Below are 15,704 nucleotides of genomic sequence, written 5' to 3' on the forward strand. Positions count from 1 at the left end.
CAACACCGGCGCCAATCAAACCGCATCAGATAGATGCCAAGTTTACACACAGCAGGGAAACACCAAGGAAATCATATGGACTTCGATATTGTCGCTTTATCCAGACTGCAGTTCGCGCTGACAGCTCTGTACCACTTTATATTCGTTCCGCTGACGATAGGCCTGTCAGTGATCCTGGCCATCATGGAGACGGTTTACGTGATGACGAACCGCCCCATCTGGCGCGACATGACCAAGTTCTGGGGTGTCTTGTTCGGCATTAACTTCGCCATGGGCGTGGCGACGGGCATCGTCATGGAATTCCAGTTCGGCATGAACTGGAGCTATTACAGCCATTATGTGGGCGACATTTTCGGCGCGCCGCTGGCCATCGAGGGTCTGATGGCTTTCTTCCTGGAAGCGACCTTCGTCGGCCTGTTCTTCTTCGGCTGGGACAAGCTGTCGAAGCGGGGCCACCTGGTCACCACCTGGCTGGTGGCCATCGGCTCGAACTTCTCGGCCCTGTGGATCCTGATCGCCAACGGCTGGATGCAAAATCCCGTCGGCGCGGCCTTCAATCCGCAAACCATGCGCATGGAAGTGACGGACTTCGGCGCCGTGCTGACGAATCCCGTGGCACAGGCGAAATTCGTGCACACGGTGTCGGCCGGCTATACGGCGGCTGCCATCTTCGTGCTGGGTATTTCCGCCTGGTATCTGCTGAAGGGCCGCCATGTGCAGCTGGCCAAGCGCTCGATGACGGTGGCCGCCTCGTTCGGCCTGGCCGCCGCGCTGTCGGTAGTGGTACTCGGCGATGAAAGCGGCTACCTGTCCTCCGAACACCAGAAGATGAAGTTGGCCGCCATCGAAGCCATGTGGACCACGGAGCCGGCGCCTGCCGCCTTCACGGCCTTCGGCTTCCCCGACGCGAAAGCGCGCGAGACGCATTACGCCGTGCACATCCCGATGGTGATGGGCTTGATCGGCACGCGTTCGCTGTCGACGGAAATTCCCGGCATCGAGCAACTGGTCGACCGTGGTGAGCTGCTGATACAGGATGGCATCAAGGCCTATGACGCACTGCAAACCATCCGCAGCGTGGCGTCAGGCAGCCCCGTGCCGCAAGAGGCGAAGGACATGTTCGAGTCGAAAGGCCAGTCCATGGGCTATGCCTTGCTGCTGAAACGTTACGTCGACGACCCGCGCCAGGCCACGCCCGAGCAGATCCGCAAGGCCGCGCTCGACACCGTGCCGCCCGTGGCTCCCCTGTTCTGGTCCTTCCGCGTGATGGTGGGCCTGGGCATGTTCTTTATCTTGCTCACAGGCACGTTCTTCATCCTGTCGACGCGCCGCACCCTGGACAAGCACCGCTGGCTGCTGAAGCTGGCCGTGTTCGCCATCCCGCTGCCATGGGTGGCGATTGAGGCCGGCTGGATCGTGGCCGAAGTGGGCCGCCAGCCTTGGGTCATCGAAGGCGTGCTGCCGACGGCCGTGGCTGTCTCTAACCTGGGCGCGACGACCCTGCTCATCACGATAGCCGGTTTTGCCGCCATCTACACCGTGCTCTTGATTATCGAAATGAAGCTCATGCTCAAGGCCATCCGCAAGGGGCCGGAAGAGACGGCGCCGGCCCCCGTGCCAGCAGCCGCAGTCCTTCATACTCAACGCGCCTAAGGAGGGCCAGACCATGATTTTGCATGAAATGATTTCTTATGAAACACTGCGCCTGATCTGGTGGTTGCTGATCGGCATCTTGCTGGTGGGCTTTGCCATCACGGACGGCTTCGACCTTGGCACGGGTATCTTGCTGCCTTTCGTTGGCAAGACCGACCTGGAACGCCGCGTCGTCATCAACAGTATCGGTCCCGTTTGGGAAGGCAACCAGGTGTGGCTGATCCTCGGCGGCGGCGCCATCTTTGCCGCCTGGCCGCAACTGTACGCCGTCTCGTTCTCGGGCTTTTACCTGGCCATGTTCGTCATCCTGGTGGCGCTGATCGTGCGTCCCGTGGCGTTCAAATTCCGCAGCAAGCGCGAAGACCCCCGCTGGCGCGCCCGCTGGGACGCGGCCCTGTTCGTGGGCGGCTTCGTGCCGGCCCTGATCTGCGGCGTGGCCATCGGCAACGTGCTGCAGGGCGTGCCATTTCGTTTCTCGCAGGACATGCACATCTTCTATGACGGCAGTTTCTTTGCGCTGCTCAACCCGTTCGCGCTGCTGTGCGGCCTCGTCTCGGTGGCCATGCTGGTGATGCACGGTGCCACCTGGCTGCAAGTGAAAACGGACGCTGCCGTGGCTGAGCGTTCGCGCCGCTACGGCAGCGTGGCGGCGATCGCCACCGTCGTGCTGTATGCACTGGCCGGCGTGGCGCTGTGGCTGTGGGTCGATGGCTACCGCTACACCAGCGCCATCGTCGTCGATGGCCCGTCGAACCCGATGCTGAAAACGGCGGAACTGCACGTGGGCGCCTGGTTCCTCAATTTTGCCGCCCATCCGTGGACCTGGATCGCTCCTGCAGTCGGCTTGCTGGGCCCCTTGCTGGCCTTCGCCTTCTTGCGCGCGCGCCGCGAAGTGCCTGCCTTGCTGGCCAGCGCGGCCAGCATTGCCGGCATCATCCTCAGCGTGGGCGCGGCCATGTTCCCGTTCATCCTGCCCTCGTCAATCGACCCGCGCGCCAGCCTGACGGTGTGGGATTCCTCGTCCAGCCACATGACCCTGTTCATCATGCTGGTCGTCACTGCCATCTTCATTCCCCTCATCGTGGCTTACACGACCTGGGTATATAAAGTGCTGTGGGGCAAGGTTGACGGCAAAGCCATCGAAGATGAAACCGGTCACGCTTACTAAGAATGAAGGAAAGGAAATAATTATGTGGTATTTCGCCTGGATACTGGGTCTTCCGCTGGCGGCGACGTTCGCCGTGCTCAATGCAATGTGGTATGAAGTTGCCGATGGCGACACAACGCCCGAGCAGTACCGCGACACGCCCAAGTAGGCTCGTGTCGGCTTGACAGGCCCCGCCCCGTGCGCATGCATCGGGCGGGGCTTTTACTTTTATCACAGCAAGATGAACTCGCCGCAGATGCGCAGCTTCATGCCGCGCGGCGCGTCGGCACCCGCCGCCACGGCCCAGGCTGTGATCCATCGCGCACAGCGTTCGCGCTCGGCCACATCGTGCAAGCGTTGCAGCCGCGCATCGGCCCGGTCGATGCGCTGGGCCAGGTACAGGTGCTGGTCCAGGGAGTCCGTCTTTTTGCTGTAATGCTGCATGGCGATTCCTTTCCGCGTGGTAACTTCGTTTGCTCATGGCATAGCCATGTACGCGGGGGCGGGGCGTCTGGATTCAATTCAGGCAAAAAAAGCCACCGCAAGGGTGGCTGGCAAGGCGTACCCTCAGGCGGGGGGCTTGGAGGCAGGTTTTGGGGTGGCAATGGCGATCGGATCGCTGGCCGGAAAGCTTTCCTTCAGTGCTTCATCGAGCGCTTGCTCGGCGTGGCTTTCGCTGGCCGGCGTGGGCGAATCGCGCTCCGGTGGCGGGGTGGGCGTGGTGGCGGCGTTGGTGCTCGAATGCATGGTCATCTCCTTGCTGTGGTGTGCCCCGCGGCCGGGAGGCCGTGGCGCGTACTGATGCTTCCAGCCTAGCACATCGCGCAAAAAAGGCGCGCCAGTTGCGCATGACGAAGGGGGTGAGGGTGGCGTCTGCTACACTGCGCTCCACTTTTATCGACGGAACTGCCATGACTTCCCATCCTTTGCCGTACCGCGCCACCGCCACCCAAGCCTGCGCCTGGCTGGCGCAACAGACAGGCACGCCGTGGACCCTGGCGCGCCTGCTGGAGCAGGGCGGCTTGCCGTACGTCTGGCTCGATTACAGCGAAGAGTGGGCCGAGCTGTTCCATGACGGCATGACGCGCTATGCGGCGCCCGTCGTGTTCATCGGCGACAAGCAACACCTGGCTACCGACGCCGGGGATGTCTGGCTGCGTTTTACGCGCGATTCCAGTAATATTTCCATCGAACTCAAGGCGCCGGGCTTGCGCGTGCCGGTCGATGGCTTGCACTTTCAGGAGCGCGATCTGTTGCGCTTGCTCAAGGACTTGCAGCATCCACAGCCAGCCGAGCCGGAAGCGGCAGCTGACAATGCAGCGCCGTTTGTCTTGCCCAGCGCCCTGAAGGGCCTGGGGCGCGAACAGATTTTGATCGCCTTTGCCGGCGTCGGCAAGGTCGACCTGGACAAAGGCATGGCCAGTGGCGTGGGCATCTTTGGCGACGATGGCGCGCGCGTGCGCAAGAATTCGCGCGGCGGCAAGAACAGCCACCTGTGGCATCCCGTGACGCTGGCGTTTGGCTTGCACGATGTGCACCGCTTGCCGATGGCGCACCTGAAGAAGGCGTTCGCTACGCAAGCCTTGCTGCGCGAGTGGAAGGCGCACTGGCTGGAATCGCTGCGCCTGCTGGGCGAGTGACCTTACAGCTCGATCGGCGCCACCTCGGTGCCGATATCGGGCGCCGCGTAATGCATGCTGAAATATACGAAAGCGCCCATATTGAGGGCGACGGTGATCCAGAACAGGATGCGGAACGAACGCTTGCTGGACTTGTGGCGCAGCCATTGCTGGGCCAGCACGGCGCCCGGCCAGCCGCACAGCAGTCCCAGCAGCAGCAGGGTGCGCTCCGAGGTGCGCCAGCGGCCTCCTTTGGCGGCCGACTTGTCGATCGCGTAGGCGACGAAGCAGCTGAGGCTCGGCACGCCATACACGAGGGCGATCAGGGCGGGAATGTGGAAAAAGAAGGTGGCCAGCAAATACAGAACGACAAAGAAGGCGATGACAAGGTAGGGCATAGGATGGGTAGACTTGAGCGGAGGGCGTGAGTATCCCACAATGGGAGCGATGCCGCCGCTTAAAACAAACAGCCTTGCGCCGTATCGATTTGCACGGCGCGGCGGCGGGCGTGGCCCGTTTTCAGTGCGTCGCGGTCGCTGGACAGGGCGATGCCTTCCAGGGCCAATAAGATTACCTTGGCATGCAAGCCGCCCGCAAAGCCCGTCAATTCGCCTGTGGCGCCGATCACCCGGTGGCAGGGGGCGAGGATGGAAATGGGATTCTTGCCGTTGGCGGCGCCTACGGCGCGCACGGCGGCGGGACGGCCGATCTGGCGCGCGATCTCGCCATAGCTGCGCGTCTGGCCGTACGGTATCGTCAGCAGCGCGCGCCAGACTTCCTGCTGGAATGGCGTGCCGGCAAAATCGAGCGGCACGTCGAATTGCTGGCGCGTACCGGCGAAATACTCGCCCAGCTGGCGCGCCGCGTCCTGCAGCACGGCGCAACTGTCATCGACGCGCATCGTACCCAGGCGCACGCGGTTGGGCTTGTCGTTTTCCCATAGGATCGCGGACAGGGCCGCCCCACGCGCCACCAGGGTCAGCTCGCCCACAGGCGAGGGCATCACGAGGCAGTCGTATTCCATGTGTCTTCCTTGCTCAGATAGCGGCAGTGTAGCAGGATGGCGGCGTGCCGCGTATTGCGTGTAGGATAGCGTTTTTCGGTACGGAGCACTGGCTGTGACAAACATTTCCACCTACGATGATATCCGCGCGATTGCCGTGCGGCTGTTGCAGGAACACTATCCCACGGCCGTGGCGGCCATCATCGGCGGCTCGTTTGCCACGGGCCGGCAGACGCCCAGTTCCGATATCGATTTGCTGCTGCTGTTCGACCACGTCGATTGCGCCTGGCGCTCGACCATCGTGGCCGAAGGGCGCACGGTGGAACTGTTCGGCCACGACGTGGCCACGTTCACCTACTTTTGCAAGGAGGTCGATGCGCCCGGCGGCACGGCGCCGCTGGCGATGATGGTGCTCGAAGGGAAAAACATCCTCGCTGCCGGCGATGCCTACGTTCGGCTGCACGCGCTGGCGCTGGCCATCGACACGGCCGGGCCGCCCGCACTCGAGGTGGACGACTTGCAGCGCCGCCGTTATGCCATCACCACCGCGCTGGAAGACCTGGTCGACAGCCGCCACCCGGGCGAGGCGCTGGCCGTTGCCTGCCAGCTGTATCCAGCGCTGGCCGACCTGCACTTGCGTGCGGCGGGCGAATGGAGCGGCGAGGGCAAGCATCTGTTTCGCCGCCTGCAGGCCTTCGACGCCGATGTCGCCGGGCAACTCGATGATGCGCTGCGCCTGGTCGCCGACAACTTGCCGGCCGGCCAGCGTGCCTTCGAGCAGGTCGCCGCCGCCGTGCTGGCGCCCGTGGGCGGGCCCTTGCTGGAAGGATTTACCCTGCCGGCGCCCGCCCACTGGCGCGCTTAAAACGCCGTGCGCACGGCCAGGCTGACGCTGCGCGGTTCGCCCCAGAACACGCTGTCATAGAAGCCTACGGTGCGGTAGTACTTTTTATCGAGTAAGTTATTCACGTTCAGCTGCACGCTGGCGTGGCCGTTGATGGCATAGCTGGCCATGGCGTTGACCAGTGCATAGCCCGCTTGCGGGATATTCGTCATCTCGCCCGATGGCGGGCGGCCGTACCACGATGCGCTGTAGGTGGCGTTTTGCGCCGTCATGCTGGCGCCCGCTTTCAGCCCTGCCAGGCGGCCGTCGAAGCGGTAGCTGGTGGCCAGGCGCAGCAGATGGCGCGGCTGCGTGGTGGCGGCGCGGCGGCCATCGGCCTCGGCCGCGTGCAGATAGGTATAGCCGCCGCTCGCTTCCCAGCCGGGCGATAACTGGCCGGAAACGTCGAACTCGACGCCCTTGGCCGTCACGCCGGCGCCATTGGCCACCATGGCCTGGCCGCCGTCGGGCAGCAAAAAGCCGGGCGCTACCGTGCGGTCCAGCTCGGCCATGTTCTTTTTCTTCGTATGGTACAGGGCAGCCGAGGCGTTCAGCTTGCCTTCATAAAATTCACCCTTGACGCCGAGTTCCGCATTGTCGCCCGTTTCCGGCGCCAGGAACTGGTTGTTGCGGTCCTTGCTCGATTGCGGGTTGAACAGCTGCGTGAAGCTGGCGTAGGCCGAATAATGCTTGTTGATATCGAACACGGCGCCCACATACGGCGTGACTTCATTGCGCGTTTCCACCAAGTCGCCGCTGCCCGTGTACGCGCCACGCTTATCGTAGCTGCGTGTGTCCGTGCGGTAAGTACTGCTGCGCGCACCGATGATCACGTGCAGCGGGTCGGCCAGGCTCAATCGCGTGGCCACGTAGCCGCCTGCCAGGCGCGTGACGGTTTCCGTGTGCGAGCCGTCCGGGTGGAACACGGGGCGAGGAATGTTGCCCGTCCAGCTGCGGTAATCGGGGACGACGTTCGGGTAGTTGATTTCCGCTTCGCCACCCAGCGAGCGCGAGCGCTGGTTGCCGCCGTTCCAGCCGACGATGGCCGTGTGCTGGCGCCCCAGCAAGGTGAAGGGGCCGCTGGCGTAGACGTCAACGTTGTCGCCCGTGCTCTTGCCCGCGCCCCAGGCGCCCGTCCACAGGCGCATGCCTTCGCCCGTGGCTGGGTCCGGGTAGCCCGCGCCCGCGTAGGCGACGGTGGTGCGGTTCGTGCTTTCCGTGCGCGCATAGCCCAGGTGCAAATTCCAGTTGCCGGGCAGGCGCTGATCCAGCGAGGCGAATACGGTGTGCTGCTTGTTGGCCCAGGTGCTCCATGGCGTCGTGAGGCTGGTGTTGCGCGGCAAGTTCGCCAGGCTGCCATCCGCATTCCAGTAGGGCACGGCGCCCCAGGTGGCGCCTGTCGGCGTGTTGTCCTGGAAGTCGATGCCGGCCGTCAGCAGGGTGCCGGGGCGCAAGTCCGCCTCAAGGATGACCATGCCGACTGTCTTGCGCTCGTGATACATGTCCAGATAGGAATCGCGTTTTTGCCAGGCCAGGGCCGTGCGTGCGCGCACGCTGCCCTCCGCGTTCAGCGGGGTAGAGAGGTCGGCCTCGAAGCGCTGGTCATCCCAGCGGCCCATGATCAGGCCTGCGCTGGCCTGGAATGTTTTCGCGGGACGCTTGCGTAGCATGTTGATGGTGGCCGAGGGGTCACCCGTGCCGCCCATCAGGCCGGTGGCGCCGCGCACGACCTCGATGCGGTCGTACAGTATCGTGTCTTGCAATGGCGCATTGCCGCCGCGCGCCATGCCGTCGATCTGGAGATTGTTGATGCCGAAGCCGCGCGCATAAAACCGCGTGCGCTCGGTGTCGTTCTGGCCCACCTGGATGCCTGTCGTCTGGGCCAGCGCCTGGTCCAGGCGCACGGCGCCCAGGTCGTCGAGCAGCTGGCGCGTGATGACGCTGACCGATTGCGGCGTTTCACGCAGCGACAGGTCCATGCGCGTGGCGCTGCGCGTTTCGCCTGCCGTGTACGACTGCGTGCCTTCCGTCGTCGCCGTCGATTGTCCCAGGATGGTGATGGCTGGCATGGTGACGTCGGCCGCAGCGGCATCGGCGGCCTGTGCCGGCAGGGCCAAGCCAGCGGCAAGGCTGAGCAGGCTGATATGTAATAAACGGGGGAGGGGGCGCAAGGCGGGCTGGCGCGAAGAACAAAATATGGTAGTCGATTGCATCATTTTCCTGGAATATTTTTAGTTGTGTTTTCCTATCTCGTCTGGCGAGGTGCGCAGTAGCTGGGGGATGGCATGACGCTGGCCCGTGGTCTGGCTTGGATAGCAGTTCCACCGCAAGGCCCGGCGCAGTCGGGCAGTGGAAAAGAAAGGCGCGCGATTCCTCTTCATTTTCGTGAATAAGAATCATTATCAATATAAATGGTATTTGCCAAATAATCAAGCCTGCGCACCAAAAGAGTGCGGCAGGCCCGGAGCGGCGTACAGGGCGGCCTTCTGCGATAATGCAGGGGCTGACAAAATATTCTCCTTATTGAAAGAAATGCATGCGTATATGGATCGCTTGTGCCGGATGGTTGTGCGTCGTGTCGCTGGGCCGGGCCCAGGAACACGCGCCGCCGCCGGCTGTTCCCGCGCCGCTGCAAAGCGCCAGCGTGCCGCCGCCCGCGGCGCCTGCCACACCCGCTGCGTCAACGGAGGACGCCGCGCCATCGCAAACGGTGACGATCACGGCCAACAGCGACGCCAGGGCGCCGCGCATCCGTTTCACGGCTTACCGCGAGAGTTATCTGACGGCCAGGAAAGTGTGGCAAGCGTCGAGCGGCAGCGTGGTCATGGCCCTGCGCCTGATTCCGGCCAAGCTGAGCGCCACCATCGATGACGTGCGCGTGGCCTTGCAAGGCAATGGCGCTCCCGTGCCGATCAAGGTGTCCGACGGTGGCGTGTTTGTGGTGCCGCTCAACGAGGACATTGCCGCGCAAGATGGCAGCTTCCTGGTGAACAAGGGCAGGGGCGAACTGACGGCCAGTATCGTGCTCCAGCCGTCCGTGGCGCGCGATGCCTGGAACGTCACGCGCGTGGGGCAAGTCTTGCGCGATGCGCGGCGCGCCGTGCGGGCCATCACGCCGTGGTACAAGCGGCCGTTCGCTAACGACGTGCAATCGCTGGCCTTTTGCGCCACCGAGCGGGGCAGCGCCTTGCAGTTGATGGATGGCGAGCAACTGATCGCCACCTTGCCCATGGACGAGGCGGCCGTCAACGACATCAACCAGCCCGTGTTTTGCAAGATTTTCGACGGCGAAGACAAATACCCGGGGCACTACCGCGTGGTCTTGCCCGAGCAAGCCACGGTGCTGCTGCTGTAGCAGCTAGTTCGGTTGGCGCTGCACCAGCTCCAGCGCCGCCGCCAGGGCCAGGTCCATGGTGGCCTGGTGGAAAATCAGCCATTGCGGCAAGAGCGAGAGTGCATGGCGTCCCTGCTCCAGGTCGCCTTCATCGACGGCGGCCCAGGCATGGTGCAAACCGCTGAGCACGCGCGCATGCTGTTCGCGGTGCTTGGCCAGCGAGGGAAAGGCGATTTGTTCCATCAAATCCTCTTCCTCGCGGAAATCGCGTTCGACGGCCGCAATCAGCTCGCGAAACGCCACGCTGAAATGCTGGTCGCTCAACTGTCCCAGCCGCGCCAGCTCCTGAAACAGTGCCTCATGCGCCTCGTCGATGGCGGGAACGCCCAGCGCCATCTCATCCTTCCAGTCCGATTTACCCATGCCGATGCTCCCGATTAAGTCCGCCACGGTGCGAAGCGGACTGTTCCAGTGTGGACGCAGCGACACTTCAAATCCATGACCTGGATCAAAAATATGGTGAAGAGTGGGGGCGAGGAAACAAGGCAAAGAAATGGATGGAGGAATAAATTTCCACTCCGCAATAAAGCGGCTTTTGAAGGGGAATGCCAGCAGCGGCGGCGTATTCTCAGGCGCGCGTATTAATGTTTGGGCCAGCGGCTCCACATGGCTTGCGCATCGACATTCGGTACTTGCAGCAGTTGTCCGGCCGACGACTGCATCGTATCCCTCAGCACGAGGGGCGCGAGCAACAAGGCCGACAAGGCAAGGCAGGTCAGCACTTTGAGCGTCAACATGGTCGTCTCCTGATGAGCCGGTGGCGGCGCGGGGATGCGGCGCCTGCCGGTCACTTCATTCGCGTACGCATTATCTTTACTACCATGCTTGCAGTTTAGCTCATCTGGTTGTAACTTCAACTTATTGCTGTGATGCACTGCACCAGTTCGCTCGTTGCCAGGGGCTTATTTTGCCTTGCGGCTGCGGCGTGGCTTGCCTGCTGCGGGCAGGAAAGAGTCGAACCACACTTGCGTCAATTGCCGCGTATTTTTCGCCGCTTCGCGCTTGACGGCGGCCGTGGCGTGGCCGCGTGCCGTGTTGGCGATGCGGTTGGCCGCGCTCAGGTACATGCTCATCCAGGGGTTTTTCATGGGCTGCCTCGCAGATAGTGAGTGGGGCGGCGCGGGTTTGTCCCCATGCCGCAATGTCCCCACTGTAGTCCGATGGCTGGTCCTGACTGTGCGCCTGCCCACATAGCCGGGCGGCGCCGGGGGCGGATTGAGGCAGATCAATATACGTCGCGGCGGTAGCGTCCGGCCGCCAGCAGGGCATCGAGGCCATCCTGCCCCAGCACTTCTTGCAGTACAGCATCGATTCCTGCCGCCATGCCGTGCAGGCTGCCGCAGACGTAGACGATGGCGCCTTGCGCCAGCCAGTCGCGCAGTTCGTCGGCATGCTCGCGCAATCGGTCCTGTACGTATTGCCGTTTACCACCCTCGTTGCCATCGCGTGAAAAGACGCGGTCCAGGCGCGCCAGGTGGCCAGCATCGAGCCAGCCTTGCAACTCTTCGCCACAGACGCTGTCAAAAGCTTGCTGGCGCTCGCCGAACAGCAACCAGTTGCGGGCCAGTCCCGCCCGCCGGCGCGCGCGCAGGTGCGCACGCAGGCCGGCCAGGCCGGAACCGTTGCCGATATAAATGCAGGGCACGTCCACCAGGGCGGGCGCGAAGGAGGGATTGGCTTGCAGGCGCAGGCGGATGGGGCTGTCCAGCGGGGCGAAGCGCGTGAGCCAGCCGGAACAGAGGCCATAGCCCAGGTTGTCGCCGCCCGCATGGCGTTCCTGGCGCAGCAGCAACTGCAGTTCGCCATCGGATGGCAGCGACGCGAGCGAGTAGCTGCGCGGCGCATGTTGCGCAGCCTGTGCGTCGCCATCGCTGCCGTCCGCGTTGCAGCCGATGATTTCCGCCAGCGCGCCCGCTTCCCCGGTAGTGCCGGCCGGGCCCGTCAAGGTGATTTCATGCAATTCGCCGCCCATGCTGCCCGGGTTGAGCAGCACGCGGCGCGCCAAACGCCACTCGGCATACGACGCTTCTTCCTGCACGCCGATGGCGTCGATGGCGCTGCCGCTGCAGCGCGCCAATGCCTGCGACCAGTCGGCCAGCGCGGCGGGCTCGTGCTTGTCCACTTCGATCAGGGGGAACAAAGGCGTGGCACCCAGCGCGCGCAATTGCCGCTCCAGCGCATGGCCGAAGCCGCAGAAGTCGCTGTAATGGCGGTCGCCCAGGGCCAGCACGCCGAATGCCAGGCCTGCCAGCGGCGTGCCCGCCGTTTGCTGCAACAGGCGCGCGAAGCGGCGCGTGCCGTCTGGCGCTTCGCCTTCGCCAAAGGTGCTGGCGACGACCAGGGCCCGTGCATACTGGCGCAATTGCGCGGGATCAAACCGGTCCAGCGAATGCACATCGACAGCCACGCCCGCCTGCTGCAGGGCGCGCGCGCTTTCCAGGGCCAGGCGCTCGGCCTGGCCCGACTGGCTGGCGTAGGCCACCAGCGTGGGCAGGCCAGTCGCCATATTGCCGGGAGTGCCGGCCAGCATGGCGCGCTGCGCCTGTACAGCCCGTTTCGCCTTGCGGCGGCCCAGGTACAACATCCAGCCCGTGATGGCGAACAGGGGCAGGCCCAGGCTGGCCAGGGTGACGATGATGCGGCCCGGCAAGCCGAAATACGTGCCCATGTGCAGCGGATAAATGATGTTGACGAGGCGCGAACCCAGGCCTTGCTGGCGGTACGGCTCGTTTTCCGTGAGCGTGCCATCGGCCGGCGCAATGCTCATGCGGCTGCGCGCCCGCTCGTGCGGCGCATCGCTGGCCAGCCACGTGAATTGCACGGCTTCGCCGGCGCGCGCGGGCAGGCGCACGCTGGCCAGGGTCCAGCCGGGGGCGTGCTGCTGGAAGCTGCTCCAGGCCAGGCCGATGTCGATGGCGGGTGCCTCCTTTTTCTCTTTGGTCGCACGCTTGGGCGCTTGCGCGATCCTTGGAGGCTTGCCGGCCCAGGCGTCGATGTTGTCACGCACCACGTCATAGCTCCAGTAAATGCCCGTCAGGGTCAGCGCCACGTAGACGAGCAAACACCAGGTGCCGGCCACGGCGTGCAAATTCCACAGGAAGGAGCGGCCTTTCAGGGCCGCGTCGAAAGTCAGCCAGGTGCGCCAGTCCAACGGGCGGCGGGGCCAGCGCAGATACAGGCCGGAGAGTGCCAGGCCCAGCAGGCAGAGGGCCAGCGCGCCTGCCACTTGGCGGCCCGGATCGCGCGGCAGCAGCAGCCAGCGGTGCAGCGACTCCGTCCACTCGAAAAATGCCGCCCCCGCCAGCGTCGGCTGGGTCGCGCCCGTGTACGGGTGCACATAAACGGACTCGCCGCGCCGCTGGCCGTTTTTCGGCGCGAAGAACAGGCGTGGCGCCGTGCCCGCCTGCGCATACACGGTGATGGACGCCACGCGCTGGCCGTGTTCTGCTGCGGCAATGTTAGCGAGCTGGGCCGGCGTCAGTGGCGCGCGTGTTTCCACGGGAACATGGCGCACGCCGGGGTTCATGACATCGAGCAATTCATCCTTGAAAGCCAGGGTGGCGCCGCTCAGGCCGATGATCACCAGCACCGTGCCGGCCGTGATGCCGATGAACCAATGCAATTGAAACCACACCTGCTTCCAGCTCCAGTGCCAACGCCTTTGTCGCAGAGCGGGGGCAAGCTGGCGCTGCTCGCTGGTAGCTGGCGCAGCATCGGCGCTGGCGCGCAGCTGGGCTTGTGGAAAGGTGGAGGTGATCATGACGGCTTTCGATAACGCGACCAGGCCGGGCGTCAGGCGTGGCAGGGAAGAAGGAAGACTGACATAATATCGCAAACGAGAATCATTCGCAAATGATGGCGCCCTGTTTTCACGGGGCGGGGGCCATCCTCGTTTGCCTGATTGGTCGCTATAGGCGCTACAATAGGGATACTGTTAACTAGTTCCCATTGCCGCCATGACCACTTCCACATCGAATCTCGTCGTCACCCCGTCCGCCCACCCCTTGTCCGACGCCGAGCGCGCCGCGCGCATGGTCAATCCCGCCTTCGGCCGCATCTTCACGGACCATATGGTGGTGATTCCTTACCGCGACGGCAAGTGGCAGCAGGGCGAACTGAAGGCCTACGGCCCTTTGATGCTGGACCCGTCCGCTTCGTCCTTGCACTATGGCCAGGCTATCTTCGAAGGCTATAAAGCGTTTGCCCAGCCCGATGGCAGTATCAAGACTTTTCGTCCAGAACAAAATGCCCAGCGTTTTAACCGCAGCGCCGCGCGCCTGGCCATGCCGGCCATCCCCGTCGAGCTGTTCCTGGAAGCGGGCGATGCGCTGATTGCGCAAGACCGCAACTGGGTGCCGAAGAACACGGGCGAGAGCCTGTACATGCGTCCGCTGATGATCGCCACCGACCCTTACCTGGGTGTGCGTCCGTCGGAAGAATATCTGTTCGTGCTGTTCGCCTCGCCTGCCGGCGCCTATTTCCCGAAGGGCGTGAAGCCCGTCACCGTGTGGATCAGCGAAGACTACGTGCGCTCGGCGCCGGGCGGCACGGGTGAAGCCAAGTGCGCGGGCAACTACGCGGCCAGCCTGATGGCACAGTCGCAAGCACAGGAAAAGGGCTGTGACCAGGTGGTATGGCTCGATGCCGTGCAGCGTGAATTCATCGAAGAAATGGGTGGCATGAACTTGTTCTTCGTCTACCAGGAGGGCGAAAAGGTCACCGTCGTGACGCCGGAACTGACGGGCACTTTGTTGCCAGGCATCACCCGCCGCAGCCTGCTGGAAATGGCGAAAGACCTCGGTTATGCGACGCAAGAGCGTAAATTGTCCGTCCAGCAATGGCGCGACGACATCGCCTCGGGTCGCATGACGGAAGTGTTCGCCTGCGGCACGGCTGCCGTCATCACGCCCGTGGGCGTGGCCAAGGCCAACGGCTTTGAAATGACCATTAACAACAATGAAAACGGCGCCGTCACCCTGGCCCTGCGCGAAGCGCTGCTGGGCTTGCAGCATGGCACGGCACCGGACACGCACGGCTGGATGCACAAGGTCTGTTGATCAGCTTGTGTGATTGATACATCGCCGGCACCGTGTTGCCGGCGTTTTTATATCTTGAAAGGGAAACCTGATGCAATTGCGAAATGTCTTGCCGGTGCTGGCCGCCGGTTTCCTCAGCCTGTCGGCTGGCGCCGTCCACGCGGTCGACGCCACCTGCGCCATTCCCCGCAATGTCAGCTACGTCGATTACGACGTCAAGCCGTCGGACGAGAAAAACACTTGCTACAAGCAAAGCACCAATGTACCCACCGATTACTTCATGCTGGCGCTGTCGTGGTCGCCAGGCTTTTGCGACAGCCAGCGCCGCCGCGGCGCAGTGTCAAAAAAAGCCGCTTTCCAGTGCGCCGAGAGCAATCACTTCGGCTGGGTCGTGCATGGACTCTGGGCGCAATCGGCCAATCCCGCCACGTGCGAAGATATTTCCGTGACACCGCCGCGCAAGACGGACTTGCACCCACGCTATTGCAAGGGCAATCTGCCGAAGCTGGCGCCGTCCGATATCCTGCCCTATATGTGCATGCAGCCCGGCGTAGCCTTGTTGCAGGGCGAATGGGAAAAGCATGGCGCCTGCGATTTCGGTACGGCCAGGGAATATTTCGAGAAGGAGCGCGAATTGTTCCAGGCCTTGAAGTTGCCGGATAGCACCATGCCGAAAAACGCGCTGTTCCAGTGGATGAAGCAGCACAACCCGCAACTGAAGGGGCGCTGGCTCGGCTATGAAAAGCACTCGGGCGAGTTGCGCATCTGTTATTCGAAAGATTTTAAAGTGATCGACTGCCAGAAGTAAGCCTGCCTGTCCTGCAGGCTTCCTGCATACATGTTAGTGTAGTGCTTCGTTATTCTTTGAACTAAGCCTCCGATTGGCACGGATCACTTTTTGCAGGATGTCGTTAGCCTTGGCGGTCCATACAAACGGCTTCGGATTCTGATTATGGGCCATAATATATT

At 63.3% G+C, this 15,704-nt stretch carries 17 protein-coding genes and 1 pseudogene; 8 read left to right on the forward strand and 10 right to left on the reverse strand.

Annotated elements, in window-relative coordinates; translation table 11 throughout:
• The first annotated feature begins 75 nt into the window (after positions 1 to 75).
• From CSZ94_RS21085 to cydX, 3 genes are read left to right on the forward strand one after another with little or no spacing between them, the layout of a single operon-like run.
• The gene (locus CSZ94_RS21085; RefSeq protein WP_102123323.1) at positions 76 to 1,653 is read left to right on the forward strand and encodes a cytochrome ubiquinol oxidase subunit I; all 1,578 of its coding nucleotides are present in this window, start codon (positions 76 to 78) and stop codon (positions 1,651 to 1,653) included.
• Between the two features lie 13 nt (positions 1,654 to 1,666).
• On the forward strand, positions 1,667 to 2,821 hold the full coding sequence (cydB, locus tag CSZ94_RS21090; RefSeq protein WP_102123324.1) for a cytochrome d ubiquinol oxidase subunit II: 1,155 nt from the start codon (positions 1,667 to 1,669) through the stop codon (positions 2,819 to 2,821).
• 22 nt (positions 2,822 to 2,843) lie between these two features.
• On the forward strand, positions 2,844 to 2,969 hold the full coding sequence (cydX, locus tag CSZ94_RS21095; RefSeq protein ID WP_076570210.1) for a cytochrome bd-I oxidase subunit CydX: 126 nt from the start codon (positions 2,844 to 2,846) through the stop codon (positions 2,967 to 2,969).
• A 62-nt stretch (positions 2,970 to 3,031) separates the two neighbouring features.
• On the opposite strand, the gene CSZ94_RS21100 is transcribed toward cydX, so the two are convergent.
• Entirely contained in the window at positions 3,032 to 3,244 is a 213-nt protein-coding gene (locus CSZ94_RS21100; RefSeq protein WP_102123325.1) for a hypothetical protein, read from the reverse strand.
• A 123-nt stretch (positions 3,245 to 3,367) separates the two neighbouring features.
• On the reverse strand, positions 3,368 to 3,547 hold the full coding sequence (locus CSZ94_RS21105; RefSeq protein ID WP_146009864.1) for a hypothetical protein: 180 nt from the start codon (positions 3,545 to 3,547) through the stop codon (positions 3,368 to 3,370).
• 164 nt (positions 3,548 to 3,711) lie between these two features.
• On the opposite strand from CSZ94_RS21105, the gene CSZ94_RS21110 reads away from it, so the two are divergent.
• Positions 3,712 to 4,440, forward strand: coding sequence for a hypothetical protein (locus CSZ94_RS21110; RefSeq protein WP_102123327.1), 729 nt, complete (start codon positions 3,712 to 3,714; stop codon positions 4,438 to 4,440).
• Positions 4,441 to 4,442: 2 nt separating this feature from the next.
• Here CSZ94_RS21110 and CSZ94_RS21115 read toward each other — a convergent pair whose 3' ends face one another.
• Entirely contained in the window at positions 4,443 to 4,817 is a 375-nt protein-coding gene (locus CSZ94_RS21115; protein ID WP_102123328.1) for a DUF1294 domain-containing protein, read from the reverse strand.
• Positions 4,818 to 4,876: 59 nt separating this feature from the next.
• Positions 4,877 to 5,443, reverse strand: coding sequence for a methylated-DNA--[protein]-cysteine S-methyltransferase (locus tag CSZ94_RS21120; protein WP_102123329.1), 567 nt, complete (start codon positions 5,441 to 5,443; stop codon positions 4,877 to 4,879).
• Positions 5,444 to 5,537: 94 nt separating this feature from the next.
• Here CSZ94_RS21120 and CSZ94_RS21125 point away from each other — a divergent pair, with 94 nt between their 5' ends.
• Positions 5,538 to 6,287, forward strand: coding sequence for a nucleotidyltransferase domain-containing protein (locus CSZ94_RS21125; protein ID WP_102123330.1), 750 nt, complete (start codon positions 5,538 to 5,540; stop codon positions 6,285 to 6,287).
• On the opposite strand, the gene CSZ94_RS21130 is transcribed toward CSZ94_RS21125, so the two are convergent.
• Positions 6,284 to 8,518 carry a TonB-dependent siderophore receptor gene (locus tag CSZ94_RS21130; protein ID WP_180977560.1) on the reverse strand — a complete coding sequence of 745 codons (2,235 nt, stop codon included), beginning with the start codon at positions 8,516 to 8,518 and terminating at the stop codon, positions 6,284 to 6,286. The two genes, CSZ94_RS21125 and CSZ94_RS21130, sit on opposite strands and share 4 nt — an antisense overlap.
• 323 nt (positions 8,519 to 8,841) lie before the next feature.
• Between CSZ94_RS21130 and CSZ94_RS28105 the strand changes: the two genes are divergently transcribed.
• Positions 8,842 to 9,660 carry a hypothetical protein gene (locus CSZ94_RS28105; protein WP_180977561.1) on the forward strand — a complete coding sequence of 273 codons (819 nt, stop codon included), beginning with the start codon at positions 8,842 to 8,844 and terminating at the stop codon, positions 9,658 to 9,660.
• Between the two features lie 3 nt (positions 9,661 to 9,663).
• Here CSZ94_RS28105 and CSZ94_RS21140 read toward each other — a convergent pair whose 3' ends face one another.
• The 4 genes from CSZ94_RS21140 to CSZ94_RS21150 form a co-directional block, all read right to left on the reverse strand.
• Entirely contained in the window at positions 9,664 to 10,062 is a 399-nt protein-coding gene (locus tag CSZ94_RS21140) for a bacteriohemerythrin (protein WP_146009865.1), read from the reverse strand.
• Between the two features lie 218 nt (positions 10,063 to 10,280).
• Positions 10,281 to 10,436 (reverse strand): hypothetical protein, encoded by a 156-nt coding sequence (locus CSZ94_RS28110; RefSeq protein ID WP_180977562.1) that lies wholly within the window; start codon positions 10,434 to 10,436, stop codon positions 10,281 to 10,283.
• A gap of 165 nt (positions 10,437 to 10,601) precedes the next feature.
• Positions 10,602 to 10,787 carry a hypothetical protein gene (locus CSZ94_RS21145; protein ID WP_070222074.1) on the reverse strand — a complete coding sequence of 62 codons (186 nt, stop codon included), beginning with the start codon at positions 10,785 to 10,787 and terminating at the stop codon, positions 10,602 to 10,604.
• A gap of 137 nt (positions 10,788 to 10,924) precedes the next feature.
• Positions 10,925 to 13,459, reverse strand: coding sequence for a PepSY domain-containing protein (locus CSZ94_RS21150; RefSeq protein WP_102123333.1), 2,535 nt, complete (start codon positions 13,457 to 13,459; stop codon positions 10,925 to 10,927).
• Positions 13,460 to 13,655: 196 nt separating this feature from the next.
• On the opposite strand from CSZ94_RS21150, the gene CSZ94_RS21155 reads away from it, so the two are divergent.
• Both CSZ94_RS21155 and CSZ94_RS21160 read left to right on the forward strand, forming a co-directional pair.
• A complete protein-coding gene (locus tag CSZ94_RS21155; protein WP_102123334.1) occupies positions 13,656 to 14,756 on the forward strand; it encodes a branched-chain amino acid aminotransferase in 1,101 nt (366 codons plus the stop codon).
• Positions 14,757 to 14,826: 70 nt separating this feature from the next.
• Entirely contained in the window at positions 14,827 to 15,543 is a 717-nt protein-coding gene (locus CSZ94_RS21160) for a ribonuclease T2 family protein (RefSeq protein WP_102123335.1), read from the forward strand.
• 33 nt (positions 15,544 to 15,576) lie between these two features.
• Here the strand turns inward: CSZ94_RS21160 and CSZ94_RS21165 are convergent.
• Positions 15,577 to 15,704: pseudogene (locus CSZ94_RS21165) on the reverse strand (IS630 family transposase); the annotation flags it as partial.

The sequence above is a fragment of the Janthinobacterium sp. ROICE36 genome, from assembly GCF_002869965.1.
Taxonomy (GTDB): Bacteria; Pseudomonadota; Gammaproteobacteria; order Burkholderiales; family Burkholderiaceae_D; genus Janthinobacterium.

Excerpts from the sequence above, each read along its gene's own strand:
- CSZ94_RS21085 (WP_102123323.1), top strand. The coding sequence starts at position 76 with ATGGACTTCGATATTGTCGCTTTATCCAGACTGCAGTTCGCGCTGACA.
- cydB (WP_102123324.1), top strand. The coding sequence starts at position 1,667 with ATGATTTTGCATGAAATGATTTCTTATGAAACACTGCGCCTGATCTGG.
- cydX (WP_076570210.1), top strand. The coding sequence starts at position 2,844 with ATGTGGTATTTCGCCTGGATACTGGGTCTTCCGCTGGCGGCGACGTTC.
- CSZ94_RS21100 (WP_102123325.1), bottom strand. The coding sequence starts at position 3,244 with ATGCAGCATTACAGCAAAAAGACGGACTCCCTGGACCAGCACCTGTAC.
- CSZ94_RS21105 (WP_146009864.1), bottom strand. The coding sequence starts at position 3,547 with ATGCATTCGAGCACCAACGCCGCCACCACGCCCACCCCGCCACCGGAG.
- CSZ94_RS21110 (WP_102123327.1), top strand. The coding sequence starts at position 3,712 with ATGACTTCCCATCCTTTGCCGTACCGCGCCACCGCCACCCAAGCCTGC.
- CSZ94_RS21115 (WP_102123328.1), bottom strand. The coding sequence starts at position 4,817 with ATGCCCTACCTTGTCATCGCCTTCTTTGTCGTTCTGTATTTGCTGGCC.
- CSZ94_RS21120 (WP_102123329.1), bottom strand. The coding sequence starts at position 5,443 with ATGGAATACGACTGCCTCGTGATGCCCTCGCCTGTGGGCGAGCTGACC.
- CSZ94_RS21130 (WP_180977560.1), bottom strand. The coding sequence starts at position 8,518 with ATGCAATCGACTACCATATTTTGTTCTTCGCGCCAGCCCGCCTTGCGC.
- CSZ94_RS28105 (WP_180977561.1), top strand. The coding sequence starts at position 8,842 with ATGCGTATATGGATCGCTTGTGCCGGATGGTTGTGCGTCGTGTCGCTG.
- CSZ94_RS21140 (WP_146009865.1), bottom strand. The coding sequence starts at position 10,062 with ATGGGTAAATCGGACTGGAAGGATGAGATGGCGCTGGGCGTTCCCGCC.
- CSZ94_RS28110 (WP_180977562.1), bottom strand. The coding sequence starts at position 10,436 with ATGTTGACGCTCAAAGTGCTGACCTGCCTTGCCTTGTCGGCCTTGTTG.
- CSZ94_RS21145 (WP_070222074.1), bottom strand. The coding sequence starts at position 10,787 with ATGAAAAACCCCTGGATGAGCATGTACCTGAGCGCGGCCAACCGCATC.
- CSZ94_RS21150 (WP_102123333.1), bottom strand. The coding sequence starts at position 13,459 with ATGATCACCTCCACCTTTCCACAAGCCCAGCTGCGCGCCAGCGCCGAT.
- CSZ94_RS21155 (WP_102123334.1), top strand. The coding sequence starts at position 13,656 with ATGACCACTTCCACATCGAATCTCGTCGTCACCCCGTCCGCCCACCCC.
- CSZ94_RS21160 (WP_102123335.1), top strand. The coding sequence starts at position 14,827 with ATGCAATTGCGAAATGTCTTGCCGGTGCTGGCCGCCGGTTTCCTCAGC.